Here is a 15,935-nt window from a genome sequence, read left to right on the forward strand (position 1 = left end):
GGCAGCGTCTCCTTACGAAAGACCTTTGCGCCCAGCCGAGCCGGATGCATCGGACAAGCTTATAGTGGCAGGCGGATCGAAGGCTGTCACGGGCGGAACGGCTCCCGTAAACCGCGACACCTGAACCAGCGTCGAATTGCAGGTCGGCGATTGCGCAAGCCGCGACGTGCCGCGATCGGGCGTCAGCACATTCGGATTGCCATGCTTTTCGAGGCCCTCCGGCTCGCCCGGCCGGGCCGGATCGAACCAGGCGCCGGTCGGCAACTGCACGACGCCGGGGATCAGACTGTCGGTGAGCACGGCGCCGGCGAGGCACGATCCGCGATCATTGAAAACTTTGACCACCGCGCCGTCCACGATGCCGCGTGCCGTCGCGTCCTCGCGATTGATCAGCAGCGGCGCGCGGCCCGCGACCTTGTTCGCCCGGCTGACTGACCCATGGTCGTACTGGCTGTGCAGCTTGTCGGCCGGCTGCGGCGACAAGAGATGCAGCGGAAAATTCTCCGCCAGGCCGGTATTGCCCAGCCACTCCCGCGGCTCGCGCCATACGGCGTGGCCGGGGCAGTCGTCATAGCCGAACGACTCGACCGTCGCCGAGAACAGCTCGATGCGCCCGGACGGCGTCGCCAAGGGATGCCGCTCCGGATCGGCCCGGAAGGCGCCAAGGAAGGTCTGCGACGTCACCGAGCGCGCAAGCTCGGCATGGCCGTCCTGCCAGAACCGGTCGAAGGGCGGCATCATCACACCGGCCGCGCCGGCATTCTCCACGGCTTGGCCGTAGAGATGCCGGATCCATTCGTCGGCGCCGCGCCCTTCGGTGAAGGCATCGCTCGTGCCGAGCCGCACTGCCAGATCGGCGAAGATGGCAAAATCGTCGCGCGCCTCTTCGAACGGCTCGATCGCCTGCTTCATGGCGACGATGAGGTTTTCACGGTTCGAGAAGGCGAGGTCGTTGCGCTCCAGCGCTGTCGTCACCGGCAGCACGATGTCGGCATGACGCGCCGTCGCCGTCCAGAATTGCTCGTTGACGATCACCGTCTCGGGCCGCCGCCAGGCCTCGACCAGTCGGTTGAGATCCTGGTGGTGGTGGAACGGATTGCCGCCGGCCCAGTAGACGAGCCCGATGTCGGGATAGGTCAGCGCAGCGCCGTTGAAGTCGAACGATCCGCCTGGATTGAGCAGCATGTCGGCCATGCGCGCGACAGGGATGAAATGCGCCACGGCATTCTTGCCCTGCGGCACCGAAGGCCAGCGGAATCCCATCTCTGGCCTGCCGGCGCCGTTGGTCGACGAATAGCCGAAGCCGATGCCGCCGCCCGGCAGTCCGATCTGGCCGAGCAGCGCGGCGAGCGTGATCGCCGCCCAATAGGGCTGCTCGCCATGATCGGCGCGCTGCAGCGACCAGCTGACCATCAGCATGGTGCGCTTGGCGGCCATCTCCTGGGCCAGTGCATCGATCGTTGCCGCGTCGACGCCGCTGAGTTTCGCCGCCCATGCCGGATCCTTCAGCTGGCCGTCGCTTTCGCCCAGTATATAGGCACGCACTGTCTGGAAGCCGGTGCAGTAGCGCTCCATGAACGCCTCGTCGTGCAGACCCTTGCCGATCTGCGCATGGCAAAGCGCCAGCATCACGGCGGTGTCGCTGTTCGGCCGCAGCGGCAGCCATTCGGTGTCGATGCCGCGCGGCGCGTCGTCGCGCACCGGCGAGACATTGATCAACCGTGCGCCATTGGCGACGGCGTTGCGCAAGGCCGCCGACGCCTCGTGCCGCGCCGAGCCGCCGCCCTGCACCTGCGTGTTGCGCCATGGCAGCCCGCCGAAGGCGACGATCAGCTTGGCATGTTCTTCGATTCCGTCCCAGGTGGTGTGGTTGCCGGTCAGCGCGTCGGTGCTGCCCAGCACATGCGGCAGGATCATCTCGGCCGCGCCATAGGAATAACTCAGCACCGAGCCGGTATAGCCGCCGATCGTGTTGAGGAAGCGGTGGACCTGGCCCTGCGCATGGTGGAAGCGCCCGGCGCTCGCCCATCCATACGAGCCCGCATAGATCGCGCTGTTGCCATGCGTCGAGCGAACGCGCTCCAGCTCAGCCGCCACGATGTCCAGCGCGATTTCCCAAGACACTTCCACGAAGGGCTCGTCGCTTCGCCGGCTTGCCGGGCTGGACCTGTCTCCCTCCAGCCAGCCGCGCCTGATGGCCGGGCGGGCGACGCGCAGCTCGCCTTGCACCGTGCCGAGCATCGATCGGCCAATCGGCGACGGGTCGGGATCGCCGCTCCACGGCTCGACGCCGACGAGCCGGCCGTTCTCGGCGCGGATCTCGTACGTCCCCCAATGCATGGTGGTGAGCAGGGTTGCGGTTCCCATGGGACGCATCATCCAGCCACGACGGTCGGGGCAGGGTGCCTTGTCGCCCTGCTCCGACCGGCCGCGAACCGCCAGCCCCCTTCGAGACTGGCGGTGCGGGATCTATGCTTGCCTCATGCTCAGCCTTTCGACGCCTTCTCGAGGAACAACTGCGACATGGCGGTGGGCTGCACGCCCGCCACGCCTTTCGCCGTCGCCGTCAGGTAGTCGTAGAAATAGCCGAAGATGACCGGCGTTTCCTCGAGCAGCAGCTTCTGGATCTTGCCGGCCGTGGCCTTCTGCGCCTCGAGGTCGAGGGCCGCGATATAGCTCGCCGCCATCTGGTCGTAGTCCTTGTTCTTGAAGTGGGCGGCATTCCAGGTGCCGTCGCTCTTCAAGGGTGCCGCCAGATAGACGTTGGGCACGCCGCGGTGGCCGTAATCGGTGATGCCCATCGCCGAATCCAGCCAGTTCGACTTGCCGAACACGGCATCGCCATAATAGGCGCTCTGGTCCAAGATGTTGAGCTCAAGCTCGATGCCGATTTCCTTGACCCAGTTCTGGATGAGCTGGGCGTATTCCGGGATTTCCAGATAGCGCTCGGTGGTGAGCGTCATCTTGAAGCCCTGGCCGGCGCCCGCCGCTTCCATCAGTTGCTTGGCCTGGGCGATGTCCTGCTTGCGTTGCGGCACGCTGGTGTCCGTCGAAGGGTAGACAGGGGCGAATGGGCTATCGTTGCCGAGTGCCGAACGCCCTTTCATCAGGCCGGCGGCGAGCTTTTCACGGTCGAGGCAGAGCGCGATGGCGCGGCGCACGCGAGCGTCCTTGGTCGGGCCCTCGTCGCAATGCATATGCAGCTGCTGATGCGCGGACGACTTCAGGCTGATGACGTCGACATTCGGATCGTTCAGCACCGCGACGCCCGCCAGCACCGGCATCTGGTTGATAATGTCGATCTGGCCGCCCTGCAGCGCCAGGATCTGCGGCTGGATGTCGGTGAAGAAGGTGAATTCGGTGCGGTCCGGCAGAGCCTTTTCGCCCCAGTAATCGTCGTTGCGCACGAAGGAGGCGCCGACCTTGGGCGTGTATTTTTCGAGCTTGAACGGCCCGGTGCCGTCGAAGCTCTGCTCGTAGCCGCCCTTGTAGCTCGCCGGGATGATGACGGCGTTGTAGTTGTCGGACGACAGCATGTAGGGGAAGTTGCCGTTCGGCGCATCGAGGTGGAATTCGACGGTGTAGTCATCGACCTTCTTCGAGGCGCCCTTCTGCAGGATACCTGTGAATACCGACAGCGCGTTGGACGAGTTTGCCGGATCGGCGAGCCGGTCGATGCTGGCCACCACGTCGTCGGCCTTCATCTCGCCGCCCGAGTGGAATTTCACGCCCTTGCGCAGCTTGAAGGTCCACACCGTGCCGTCGGTGTTCGGCGACCAGCTTTCCGCCAGTGCCGGCTTCAGAACGAGGTCCGGACCGTCGACGCAGAGGAATTCCGCGACCTGTTGCATGACGAGCAGGCCACCGGCGTCGGCGATGGTGACCGGGTCGATCGCCGCTGCCGGCACGCTGCTGCCGACGCGGATGGTGGCGCCGGGCGCGCCGGCGCGAGCGAGCGAGGGTGCCGCGCCGAAGCCGGCGGCCATGCCGATGCGGCCGAGCAGCGGCAGCGACAGGCCGAGCAGGCTGCCGTGGCGCACGAATTCGCGGCGGCTGATGCGGCCGTCGATCAGCCCGTCGATGAGGTGGTTTTCGAGTGGCGTCCGGCCGCGCCGGATCAGATCGAGAATGCGATAGTTCTTGCTCATGGGTCTAAGCCCTTTCCCCAGTTGTTATGGTTGGCGGGTGCATTCCAGTAGACGAGTTCCGTGGAGTTCTCCGGTCCAGGCACTCGGTATCGGTCGATGTACAGTAGCATGCGGTTCCGACCGGTCCATCCGCTCCTTGGGGCGGAAAAGTCAGATTTTCTTGATGGATTGTCTATCGGCCAGGCGCCCCGTGGCCGCCCTTTTTTCGATAAGTCCTGTTTTGCTTTTCGACATCCTCCTAATTCAGCGGCAATCTGCGGTAGGTCCCGGGCTTTTCCGGGTCGTGATATTTGTTGCAGGGGCCGTTTTCGACGAAGTCGCGATGGCAGGCGGCAAGCCCTTCCCGCGACAGCGTGACCCCGAGGCCGTGGCCTTCAGGCACCCGTACGACGTTGTTTTTCGGCGCGAACGGGCCTTCCTCGATGATGTCCATCGGCTGCATGCGAAACAGCGACTGGTTGGGCTCCCTGATCCAGCCGAGCGCGGCGCACAGATGCAGGTAGCAGGCGCTGCCGATGCCGGTGTCGCCGCTGTAGCACCAGTAATCGATGCCGGCGTGCTCGCAGGCGCCGACGAAGCGCAGCATCCGGTTTATGCCGCCATGCGCCGTCGGGTTGCCGACGAAGGCGTCCGGAACCTTCAGCTCAATGGCGCGGGCAATGTCGATGTTATGGGTCGAGAACGGGATCGAGGTGTGGCGGCGAAGCTCGCGCATCTCCTCGTTGGTCGCCACCGGATCCTCCCAGTTGCGCACGCCGAGCTCTTCCAGCGGCCGCGTCAACTGCCTGGCGGTCGCCAGCGAATAGGCCTGGTTGGAATCGATGCGGATCATCGCATCGTCGCCAAGCTTCTTGCGGATGAGCTCGACCATCTTCAGCGAAACTTTCGGATCGTGCGTCGAGAACTTGCCCTCGAAGAAGGTCGTGCCGTGGCGCTCGTTGAGTTCGACGCAGTAGTCGGCGACTTCTTCCGGCGTCTTCTCGCCTTTCACCTTGGCTCCATCGCCGCGCAGCGAAAAATAGTCGGTGAAGGGAATGTCCTTGCGCATCGCACCGCCGAGCAACTGATAGAGCGGCTGCTTCCAGGCCTTGCCGCGCAGGTCCCACAGCGCCATCTCGATGGCGCCGAAGGCCATGATGCGGATGCGGTCGTTGGTCGATTGCACGCCGCTCCAGAAGGGCAGGCAGACTTCCTCCGCTCCGGCGATGTCGAAGGCGTCGCGCCCGGCAAGCCTCGGCGCCAGCACGTCATTGATGACGGCGGCCGCGCCTGGCGTCGGCGCCTCGCCGATGCCGACAAGTCCGTCCTCGGTCTCGACCTCGACGATGGTCGGCGAGAAACCGTCGAGCTCGCCGAAGACCCAGATATAAGGGGCCTCCAGCCTGTAATTGATCGGTGTTGCCTTGACGCGCCTGATCTTCATTTCAGCCGATCTCGAAGAAGGGTTCGCCGAGCAGGCCCGGGTCGACGTCGATGCCGAGGCCGGCGCCGTCGGGAATGCCCATATGGCTGCCGGTCACCGGTGGAGCATTCCTGGCCGTGCGCACCGTCACCCATTCGTGGAAAGCGATGGCGTGCAGCCGGCGCTCTTGCGGCGTCGACAGCGACAGATGCGCCATGGCCGCGGTGTCGATCTCGGCGCCGCCCGTATCCTCGACCGTGATCATGAAGCCGAGATCGACAGCGACGTCGCGGATCAGCCTTGTCTGCGTCACGCCGCCCAAGCGCGAAATCTTCAGCGTCAAACCGTCGGCGGCACCCCTGCGGTGGATCTCCAGCATCTCGCCCAGCGAAGTGACGGATTCGTCCAGCACCATCGGCTTGTCGAGCATGCGGCGCACCGACATGTTCTCCTCGATGGTCGTGCAGGGCTGCTCGAACGTGTAGTCGATGCCGCGCGTGGCGTCGGCGAACTGCCGCGCCTGGTAAGGCGTCCAGCCGGCATTGGCGTCGCAGAAGATCACCGTGCCCTTCGGCACGGCGGCTGCCACCGCCGTGACCCGCTCGATGTCGTCACGCACATTGCCGCCGACCTTGACCTGCAGGCGCCGGCACCCTTCGGCGATGATCCGCTTGGCCAGCGCCGCCATCTGGTCGAGCGTGCCGTGGGTGACGACCCGGTAGGTCTCCGCCATGTCGCTCTCGCGCCCGCCGAGCATCGTCACCAGAGGCACGTCGGCCGCGCGGGCGGCGAGATCCCAGCACGCCATGTCGAGCGCGGACTTGATGTAGGGATGGCCCTTGAACACCGTGTCCATCAGCCGGCCGATGCCGGCCAGCCCGCGCGGATCTTGGCCGATGAGATGCGGCGCGATCTCCGGCACGCCCACGCGTGTTCCCGCCGGAAACGCGGCCGAATAGAAATTGCCGAGCGGCGCCATCTCGCCCCATCCGGTCACGCCGCTGTCGGACGTGATGGCGACGATCACCGCGTCGAAGCAGTCGGCAACGCGCCCCTTGGACATGCGGTAAGGTCCGTCCACGAAGGGCTGGACGACATGATAGGCCTTGATGCTCTTGATCTTCATGTTCGTGTCCGTTGTCCGTACGTCTGTCAGTTCTTCGATGCGCGCTTTTCGAGGCCGCGCGCATAGGCAAGAAGCTCTTCGAAATCGAGGCCGATATGCTCGCGCGCATGGCGCTGGGCGGCGCGCATGTCCGAGCCTTTGAGCAGGGCGACATAGGTTTCGTGCACATCCTCGGCCGGCACCGGCTCGTTGCGGGCGCGCTGGTGCAGGGCAAAATACATCTGCAGGCGGCTGGTCAGGCGCTGCCAGGTCTCCAGCAGCACCGAATTGTCGGCCCATTCGTAGATCAGCCCGTGCAGCTGCAGCGCCGTCTCGATCTGGCGCGTGGTGTCCTTCGCCCGCGTCGCCTGCTTCACCGCTTCATGGCGGCGGTCGAGCTCGTCGAAGAAGCGCTGCTCGCGCTGCGGCCAGGTCTTCTCGATGGCGAACTCGTCCAGCACCTGGTTCAGGGAATAGGCGTCGACGATATCCTTGGCGGTGACCTCGATGACGAAGGTTCCGGCATAGGGGATGCTGGTCAGGATGCCTTCCTGCACCAGCTCGCGCATCGCCTCGCGCAATGGCGCGCGGCTTACCCGCATCTGTTCGGAAATCCTGAGCTCGTTGAGCTTTTGCCCCGGTTCCAGCTGTCCGGTCAGGATGGCGCGCCTCAGCAGGGCGACGATCTCCGCCCTGCGCGTCGTATCCGCGATCGGACTGAAATCCGGCTTTGCCATGTGTCGACTCCCGAGAGGAACTTCTGCAAGACAAGCAGATTGTCGACAATCTAACAAGAGCCGATTTCCGTGAATTCCCGATTTTGAACCGGCAGCCTCAAGCCGCTCGCCCGTAGAAGCCGATCCGCTCCTCATCGGTGAACATGACGCCAGGACGTTCGTAATAGGAAAACACCGCGATCATGCGCTCGCGATTGCCTTCGACGGTGGTCACGCGGTGCGCGGTGTTCTTGCCGCGGAAGACGTTCAGCGTGCCGGCATTGATGCGCAGGATCTTGGCTTCGGGATCGCGTCCCTCGAGCAGCTTGGCCACGCCGTCATAGTTCGGGTTGTCGTCCGAGCGCAGGTCGGTGCGGTATTCGAAATCGCCGCCGACCTCCGGGGCTTGCAGCAACAACGTCGTGGTGAATTCCGAGCGGTCGAAATGCCAGTTGAGCGCTTCGCCGGCGCGGTAGCCCATGACGTTGGCACGGGCCAGCGGATCCTGCATGACATGCAATTGCGGCTTGTCCATCGTCGCCGCCAGGAACCGCACCAGCGGCGCGTATTCGTAGATTGAAAGCACGGTGCTGCCGGGAATCTGGTCGGCGCAGACCGTATGGCTGATCGTCTCGACCTTGCGCAGCGCCGGATGGTCCGGCGAAAGCTCCGGGATCGTCGGCTTGAAGTAGATGTTGTGCATGCGCTTGTGGACATGCGAGCGCGTGTCCATCACCGGCCGGATCTCTGCGACCGCCGTTTCGGCAATGCCCGGGCGCAGGAACCCTTCCAGGTTGAACATGCCGTTTGCCGCCAGCGCGGCCTTGGCCTCGTCCACCAGCCGCTGCCATTCGGCACTGCCCTCGCGGTCGAGCGGGTAGCGGTCCAGGTCGAGAATGTTTTCGATCATAGCGTCCTCCGAAATCCGAGGTCACTACACGGCAAGGAAATCTTTGCCGCAACGCGGAAAATTGTTAGGCTCTCTCAAGAAAAACTTTCGAGGGAAACGTGGACAAGCTTCCGCCATTGAATGCGATGAGGACTTTCGAGGTCGCCGCCCGCGCCGGCAGCTTTACGCTCGCAGCAAGCGAGCTCGGTGTGTCGTCGGCCGCGGTCAGCCAGCAGATCCGCAACCTGGAAGACTGGTTCGGCAAGCAGCTCTTCATGCGCAACGGCAATCGCATCGCGCTAACCGATGCCGGCCACGCCATCTATCCGCAGACGGCGCACGCACTGGGCGAGATCGCGGCGGTCGGCCGGCGCATGCTGGAAGGCGGCTTGCGCACGCGCCTCGTGGTGAGCGTGCCGTTCTCGCTGGCCGAGCTGTGGCTGGCGCCGAGGCTTGGCGTGCTGCTCGACAATTTTCCGCGGATGGCGATCGATGTCCGGGTCGAGGACGATCCCGTCGACGTGGTGCGCCAGAATATCGACCTGCGCATCTCTTATGGCGATTACCACTATCCGGCGCTGAAGATGGTGCGGTTCGTTCATGACGAGGTGCTGCCGGTCGCCGCGCCCGATTTCTGGCAGCGTCACGGCAATGGGGCCGCCAGCCTTGCCGATGTGCATGAGAGCCATTTCATCCACACCAATTGGGGGCCGAACTATGCCTCGCACCCGAGCTGGGCGGACTGGTTCGCCGCCGTCGGCGGCAGCCGCGCGCCGGACCCTTCGCATGGCCGCCGCGTCGGCCTGTCCAGCCTGGCGATCGGCGCGGCGCGGCTGGGGTTGGGGGTAGCCCTGGGACAAAGGGTGATGGCGAATGCCGATCTTGAGGCGGGCCGATTGATCGCCCTGTCGTCCGTCTCGGTTCGTCTCGGCCAGCCTTATTGCGCCTTCATGCTGCCGGCGAAGGCGGAACGCGCGGATGTTGCGGGATTGGTCGCGCTGCTTGGCAAGTAATTCCACTAAGCCGTGCACGGAGCCAGCGTCGGGAGCCGCCTGAACCCTCATAGCAAAAACGGCGCCCTCGACGTGGGTGTCGAGGGCGCCGTCGGACCGGAAACTGATGGGGGTTATCAGCTGGCCGGTTTCGGTTGCGGCAAGGGAGAGACCGGCATTCCGGGTCCGATTTTCTGCAGATTGCCCGTGATCACCTGATCGGACTCGGAGATTCCGGAGGTCACGGAAATCAGGTCGCCATCGGTGGGCCCAAGCGACACCAGCTTCTGGTCGACGGTGTTGCCCTTGCCGATGACATAGAGGTACTTGCCGAGCTGGCTGGAACCCAGCGCCACCTGCGGCACCATCAGCGTGTTGGGCTGTTCCTTCACATGCAGCCGCACCCGCACATACTGTCCCGGCAGCAGCGTGAACTTGGCGTTGCCGATCGTGGCGCGCGCCGTGATCGTGCCGGTCGAGTGGTCGATCGTGTTGTCGATGAAGGTGAGCTCACCCTTCTGGCTGGGCTGGGTCTCGCCAGGCAGGAGCACGTCGACGGCGATCGGACCGTTGGCCTTCGCCTGCTCGATCTGGACGAGGTCGGTCTCGCTCGGATTGAAGGTCACATAGATCGGATCGAGCTGCACCAGCGTGTTGAGCACCGTTCCGGCGACGCTGACCAGCGTGCCGACCGAGGCCTGATTGCGGCCGATACGACCCGGGAACGGCGCCTTGATCTCGGCATAGCCGAGATTGAGCTCGGCCGTCCGCACCGCCGCCTGGTCGACGGCAAGGGCGGCTTGCGCCGTGCGCAGATTGCTGGTGCGCTGGTCGAAACTGTCCTTGTCGAGGTAACCGGCCTTGGCAAGATCGGTGCCGCGGCCGAGATTGGATTTTGCATAGTCGAGCGTCGCGGTATCGCGCTGCACCTGGGCCTTCGCCTGGTCCAGCGCGGCCTGATAGTCATCGGGCGCGATTCGGTAGAGCATATCGCCCTGCTTGACGTCGCTGCCGTCGGCCGCGGTCTGCTCCTGCAGATAGCCCGGCACGCGCGCCTGCAGCGTGATGCTGCGGATCGACTCGACCCGCGCGGCGTAGTCGAGATAGATCGGCAGCGTCCTTTTCACGACATTCACCACCGGCACCGGCATGACGAAGGCTGCCGGCGCGGGCGCGGCGCCCGCCGTGCCTCCGCTGAGATTGCCCATGTCGAGCAGGTGGACACTTGCCACCGAGATCGCGCCCAGCGCGACGGCCGTCCCCAAAGCGATTTTCCATCTACGCATTTTTTTCTCCAATCCTTATTCAGCCGCCTGGCGAGCTATTCAGCCGCCTGGGCCAGCGGCTGAAGCGCCGGCTCGGCGGTCGATTCAATTTCTTCTGGCCGAGGGGCGTCATGGTGGCCCTTGTCCGGTTCCTTTTCGCCGCGTTCGCGCAGCTGCTCGATCACCGCGTAGAAGACCGGCACGAAGACCAGCGACAGGATCGTCGCCGCCACCATGCCGCCGAAGACGGTGGTGCCGATCGACTGACGGCTGGCCGCACCGGCGCCGGTCGCGAACATCAGCGGCAGCACCCCGAGGATGAAGGCGAAGGCCGTCATCAGGATCGGCCGCAGGCGAAGCCTCGCGGCTTCCATCGCCGCTTCGACGATGGTGAGCCCTTCCTCGCGCCGGCGTCTGGCGAACTCGACGATCAGGATCGCGTTCTTGGCCGCCAGGCCGATCAGCATGACGAAGCCGATCTGCGAGTAGACGTCGATCTGCATGCCGCGCAGCAGGAGCACCACGAACGCGCCGAACAAAGCGAGCGGCACGGCGAGCAGCACCATGAAGGGCATCGCCCAGCTTTCATACTGCGCCGCCAGGATCAGGAAGACGAAGACGATCGCCAGCCCGAACACGACCGAAGCGATCGATCCGGCCTTGAGCTCCTGATAGGTGATGCCGGTCCACTCGTAGCCGAAGTCGCGCGGCAGCACGTTCGCTGCCGCCCGCTCCATGGCCGCCACCGCCTGTCCGGACGAGAAGCCGGGGGCAGCGCCGCCATTGATGAGGGCCGAGGCATTGTTGTTGTAGTGCGGCACGGTCTCCGGACCGACAATCGGCACCAGCCTGCCCAGCGTGCTCAGCGGCACCATGCCGCCCGACGCATTGCGCACATAGAGCCGCGAGATGTCGGTGGCGTCGGCGCGCGCGTCCTTGTCGGCCTGGATGGTCACGCGGAAGGTGCGGCCGAACAGGTTGAAGTCGTTGACGTAGAGCGAGCCGAGATAGATCTGCAGCGTGTTGAACACGTCCGGCAGGTTGAGGCCGAGAAGCTTCGCCTTGCTGCGGTCGAGGTCGTAGTTGAACTGCGGCGTCGACGTCGAGAAGGACGAGAACAGCTGTTGCGGGTTGAGCTCCGGCTGCTTGCGCGCTTCTGCGATCAGCGCCTGCGTCACATCGTTCAGCGCCGCACTGCCGCGTCCGGAGAGATCCTCTACCTGGAACTCGAAGCCGCCGGTGGTGCCTATGCCGGGGATCGAGGGTGGGTCGAAGGACAGCGCGAACGCATCCGGCATCTGCAGGAGCTTGCCGCGCACCTGCTCGACCAGTTTCGACGCGCTCTGGTCTGGGCCGCGTTCGTCCCATGGCTTGAGGATCGCGAACTCCACCGCCGAGTTCGATTGGGCGGCGCTGGTCAGGAAGTTCAGGCCGCTGATCGAGCCGACGATGTCGACGCCGGGCGTGTTCTGCAGGATGTCGCGCGCCTTCTGCGCCACCGCATCCGTGCGTTCGAGCGAAGCGCCGTCCGGCAGCTGGATGACGACGAAGAAATAGCCCTGGTCTTCGACCGGCAGGAAGGTCGAGGGCAGTTTCTGCCAGACGAAATAGGTGGCGACCAGACCCGCCGCGAACAGGCCGAGCATCGCCCAGCGCAGCTTGATCAGGATGCGCACGCCATGCGCATAGGCATGTGACAGCCAGTCGAAGCCAGCGTTGAACCAGCGGAACAGCACGAACTGGGTCTCGCCGCGATGGCGCAGGAAGGCGGCGCTCAGCGCAGGCGACAGCGTCAGCGAGTTGAAGGCGGAAATGCCGACAGAGATTGCGACTGTCAACGCGAACTGATTGTAGAGCCGGCCGGAGACGCCAGGGATGAAGGCGACGGGAACGAACACCGCCATCAGCACCGCCGTGGTGGCGATGATCGGCCCGGTCACCTCGGCCATCGCCGCGCGTGTCGCGGCAAGCGGCTTGAGCCCGGCCTCCAGTTGTCGCTCGACATTCTCGACCACGACGATAGCGTCGTCGACCACAAGACCGATCGCCAGCACCATGCCGAGCAGCGAGAGCATGTTGAGCGAGAAGCCCAGCATATACATGATCGCCAATGTCGCGATCAGCGAGACGGGAATGGCGATGGTCGGGATGATCGTGGTGCGCCAGCTCTGCAGGAAGACGAACACCACCGCCACGACCAGCACCAGCGCTTCGCCGAGCGTGATCAGCACGTCATGCATCGAGGCCGACACGAAGCGCGTCGTGTCGTAATGCATGGCGTAGTTGACGCCCTTCGGGAAGCGCTGCGACAGCTCCTGCATCTTGTCCTTGACCCGCTGCTGCAGGTCGAGGGCGTTGGAGCCGGGCATCTGGTAGACGGCCAAAACCACGGTCGGGTCCTTGCCGAAGAAGGCGGATGACGAATATTGCAGCGCGCCGAGCTCGATGCGGGCAACGTCGCGAAGGCGCACCAGCGAGCCGTTCTGCGAATTGGCGCGCACGACGATGTCGCCGAATTCCTTCGGGTCGCTGAGGCGGCCGACGGCGTTGACCTGCATTTCGAAGGCGGTGCCGGCGGGCGCCGGCGACTGGCCGATCTTGCCGGCCGCCACCTGCACGTTCTGCTCGGCGATCGCGTTCTGCACGTCGACGGCGGTGATGCCGAGATTGGCAAGCTTGTCCGGGTCGAGCCAGACGCGCATCGAATAGCGGCGCTCGCCGAAGATCTGCACGTCGCCGACGCCGGGCAGGCGCTTTAGCGGATCGACCACCTGCAGATAGGCGAGGTTGCTCAGCGCCACCGGATCGACCGAGCCGTCCGGCGAGGTGAGGTCGACGATCAGCACGAAATTGGGGTTTTGCTTCTTGATCGTTACGCCGCCCTGGTTGACGATGGCCGGCAGGGAGGATGCCGCTTGCGAGACGCGATTCTGCACGTCGACGGCCGCCGTGCTCAGCGGATAGCCGACGTCGAAGGTGATGGTGATGGTCGAGGAGCCATCATTCGAGCTCGTCGACGACATGTAGGTCATGCCCTGCACGCCGTTGATCTGCTGCTCGAGCGGCGTGGTGACCGTATCGGCCACGACCTGCGCGCTGGCGCCCGGATAATGGGCGCTGACCACGACTTGCGGGGGCGTGATGTCGGGGAACTGCGAGACCGGCAACAGGAAATAGGCGATCGCACCGGCGAGCACCATGATGATGGCGATCGCCGACGCGAAGATCGGGCGGTGGATGAAGAAGTTCACCATGATGCGGACGCCTCGCCGAACGGTTTTGCGAAATGGCGCAGGCGCCGGGCGCGGCCGGAGCCGGAATCCGCCAGGAAGGATGGCGGGTCATCGTCGCCCAGCGCCTGTTCCGCCGCGCGTGAGCGCAGCATCCGTTCGAAGGCTTTGGGGTCGATCCCGTCCGCCTTCATCACCAGCCGGATCATCGGATCCCGGATGGCTTCGTCGATCGTCAGGTCTTTGCGCTTTTGCATAGGAGCGGCTCCTTGCTCGGCCCGCATCGATTGATCACGGGCCGCTTTTTTCTCGTTCTTCACCGGCCGAAGCCGCATGACAGGCAGGTTTTGCGTCCTATCTCACTCTGGCAGGGCTATCGGAGGCCTTGTCGTTTGACGGCGAGCGATATAGGTGTTACCAGTAAGTAACATGCTGGAAGTTACAGACCGGTAACACCCTAGTCAAGAGGTGGCGACGGTTTTTTTGGAAACGACGAAAGGAGATCATGATGGACGGTTTTTTTGGAAACGACGAAAGGAGATCATGATGACTGACGGCGTCGCGGAGCGTTCCCGCCCCCGGGATCGAATCCTGGAGACGGCGCAGGACATGTTCCACAAGCACGGCATCAAGGGTGTTGGCGTCGACGCCATCACCGAGGCTGCCGGCACGAACAAGATGACGCTTTACCGTCACTTCGAATCCAAGGACGAATTGATCGTCGAATGCCTGCGCGCCACGGCGGCGAAGGCGTCAAGGATCTGGGACGAGTTCGAGGCCAAGCATCCCGGCGACAAGCTCGCCCAGTTGCATGCCTGGGTCCAAAAGGCTTCCGAACTGCTCAGCGCCGACAGCCGCGGCTGCGACATGGCCAATGCCGCCGTCGAGCTCACCGAGACCGAACACCCGGCCAGGCGCGTCATCAAGGAACTGAAGGAGGCCCAGCGCGAGAAGCTGGTTGCGCTTTGCCGCGATGCCGGCATCGGCCAGGCCGAGCTGCTCGCCGACACACTGTCGCTGCTGCTCGAAGGCGCGCGCGTCTCGATGCAGAGCGTCGGCGCCGAAGGCCCGAGCGCGCAGTTCGTGCGCATGGCCGAAAGCCTGATCGCCTCGTTCCGGGCGCGCTGATGTCTTCGCCTCATCCTGACTCTGTGATCCTGTCTCAGAATCAGGCGCCCAGCCATGCAATGGGTCAGGCAAGTTTTCCGGAGATGTATGAGCGCTGGCTCGTGGGTCCTCTCTTTCGCCCTTGGGCCGAAGTGACCTTCGAAGAGGTAAGGCTGTCCCCAGGCCATCGTGTCTTGGACATCGCTTGTGGCACAGGGATAGTTGCGCGCGTTGCCAAGGAACGGCTTGGTGCCGCCGGATATGTTGTCGGCATCGACATCAGCCCGGATATGCTCGCCGTCGCGCGCACCGTGGCGCCGGACATCGACTGGCGCGCCGGCAATGCCAGTGCGCTGCCGCTCCGTGACGGAGAGCAGTTCGACGTGGTCGTCTGTCAGCAGGGGCTGCAGTTCGTTCCCGACAAGCCTGCTGCGGCGGCGGAGATGCGGCGAGCGCTGGCGCAGGGCGGCATGTCGGCGGTTGCCACTTGGCGGTCCGATGAGGAAATCCCCTTCTTTCGAGAACTCCGCCGCGTCGCCGAGCGACTCCTCGGCCCAATCGCAGACCTGCGCCACAGCTTTGGGAACTCGGCGTCGCTCGAGGCGCTGCTCCGGGACGTCGGCTTCCACGACGTTCGATCAAGGACAATATCGCGTATCATACGCTTTGAGGACGGCGCGCCCCTCCTGCGATTGAATACGATGGCGCTGGTCGGCATGAGTGCTGCCTGCAAGGCAATGACCGATCAGGAACGCAAGCGCGTTGTGGAGGACATCGTAAGCGGGAGCGCTGCCGTGCTGCAGTCCCACTCCGATGGATCGGGAGTCGCTTTCGAACTCAGCGCCAACCTGGCGACAGCCAAAGCCTAGAGCAATTCAAGGAAAAGTGTGAGCGGTTGGGCTCGGAGCCTTCGCCGTAACGTCAGATGGACGCTCGCTCCACGGGGCTGGCGCCGCCTCCGCATCATCGCCGTGCGGGCAAAGAAAAAGCCCGCTGCCGGGAGGAGGTGGCAGCGGGCTTGATTTCGAATACGGCACGGGAGGAGGTGTGCCGTACTCAGCGTCGGCATCACATCTGGGAG

At 64.5% G+C, this 15,935-nt stretch carries 12 protein-coding genes; 3 read left to right on the forward strand and 9 right to left on the reverse strand.

Annotated features, from left to right (window positions below; genetic code table 11):
- Positions 1–12 precede the first annotated feature (12 nt).
- The 6 genes from FJ424_RS25260 to FJ424_RS25285 all read right to left on the reverse strand — a co-directional run bounded on the left by FJ424_RS25260 (position 13) and on the right by FJ424_RS25285 (position 8,281).
- The gene (locus FJ424_RS25260) at positions 13–2,367 is read right to left on the reverse strand and encodes a molybdopterin guanine dinucleotide-containing S/N-oxide reductase (RefSeq protein ID WP_140657716.1); all 2,355 of its coding nucleotides are present in this window, start codon (positions 2,365–2,367) and stop codon (positions 13–15) included.
- 119 nt (positions 2,368–2,486) lie between these two features.
- Complete coding sequence (locus FJ424_RS25265) at positions 2,487–4,148, reverse strand: ABC transporter substrate-binding protein (protein ID WP_140645107.1); 1,662 nt, start codon at positions 4,146–4,148, stop codon at positions 2,487–2,489.
- Positions 4,149–4,386: 238 nt separating this feature from the next.
- Positions 4,387–5,571 carry a mandelate racemase/muconate lactonizing enzyme family protein gene (locus FJ424_RS25270; RefSeq protein WP_140657714.1) on the reverse strand — a complete coding sequence of 395 codons (1,185 nt, stop codon included), beginning with the start codon at positions 5,569–5,571 and terminating at the stop codon, positions 4,387–4,389.
- 1 nt (position 5,572) lies between these two features.
- The gene (locus tag FJ424_RS25275) at positions 5,573–6,676 is read right to left on the reverse strand and encodes a mandelate racemase/muconate lactonizing enzyme family protein (RefSeq protein WP_140657712.1); all 1,104 of its coding nucleotides are present in this window, start codon (positions 6,674–6,676) and stop codon (positions 5,573–5,575) included.
- A 26-nt stretch (positions 6,677–6,702) separates the two neighbouring features.
- Positions 6,703–7,392, reverse strand: coding sequence for a GntR family transcriptional regulator (locus FJ424_RS25280; RefSeq protein WP_140657710.1), 690 nt, complete (start codon positions 7,390–7,392; stop codon positions 6,703–6,705).
- A 97-nt stretch (positions 7,393–7,489) separates the two neighbouring features.
- Positions 7,490–8,281 carry a 2OG-Fe(II) oxygenase gene (locus tag FJ424_RS25285; protein WP_246677347.1) on the reverse strand — a complete coding sequence of 264 codons (792 nt, stop codon included), beginning with the start codon at positions 8,279–8,281 and terminating at the stop codon, positions 7,490–7,492.
- 98 nt (positions 8,282–8,379) lie between these two features.
- On the opposite strand from FJ424_RS25285, the gene FJ424_RS25290 reads away from it, so the two are divergent.
- Entirely contained in the window at positions 8,380–9,273 is an 894-nt protein-coding gene (locus tag FJ424_RS25290; RefSeq protein WP_140657708.1) for a LysR substrate-binding domain-containing protein, read from the forward strand.
- Between the two features lie 116 nt (positions 9,274–9,389).
- Here the strand turns inward: FJ424_RS25290 and FJ424_RS25295 are convergent, their stop codons facing one another.
- The 3 genes from FJ424_RS25295 to FJ424_RS25305 are packed head-to-tail and all read right to left on the reverse strand — an operon-like array spanning position 9,390 to position 14,004.
- A complete protein-coding gene (locus FJ424_RS25295; RefSeq protein WP_140645102.1) occupies positions 9,390–10,538 on the reverse strand; it encodes an efflux RND transporter periplasmic adaptor subunit in 1,149 nt (382 codons plus the stop codon).
- Between the two features lie 35 nt (positions 10,539–10,573).
- On the reverse strand, positions 10,574–13,771 hold the full coding sequence (locus FJ424_RS25300) for a multidrug efflux RND transporter permease subunit (protein ID WP_140657706.1): 3,198 nt from the start codon (positions 13,769–13,771) through the stop codon (positions 10,574–10,576).
- Positions 13,765–14,004 carry a hypothetical protein gene (locus tag FJ424_RS25305; RefSeq protein WP_140645141.1) on the reverse strand — a complete coding sequence of 80 codons (240 nt, stop codon included), beginning with the start codon at positions 14,002–14,004 and terminating at the stop codon, positions 13,765–13,767. Before FJ424_RS25305 ends, FJ424_RS25300 begins: the two co-directional genes overlap by 7 nt.
- Before the next feature lie 289 nt (positions 14,005–14,293).
- Between FJ424_RS25305 and FJ424_RS25310 the strand changes: the two genes are divergently transcribed.
- Both FJ424_RS25310 and FJ424_RS25315 read left to right on the forward strand, forming a co-directional pair.
- Complete coding sequence (locus FJ424_RS25310) at positions 14,294–14,875, forward strand: TetR/AcrR family transcriptional regulator (protein WP_140657704.1); 582 nt, start codon at positions 14,294–14,296, stop codon at positions 14,873–14,875.
- 83 nt (positions 14,876–14,958) lie between these two features.
- Complete coding sequence (locus FJ424_RS25315; protein WP_281405446.1) at positions 14,959–15,723, forward strand: methyltransferase domain-containing protein; 765 nt, start codon at positions 14,959–14,961, stop codon at positions 15,721–15,723.
- Positions 15,724–15,935 lie beyond the last annotated feature (212 nt).

The organism is Mesorhizobium sp. B3-1-8 (assembly GCF_006439495.1).
Taxonomy (GTDB): Bacteria; Pseudomonadota; Alphaproteobacteria; order Rhizobiales; family Rhizobiaceae; genus Mesorhizobium.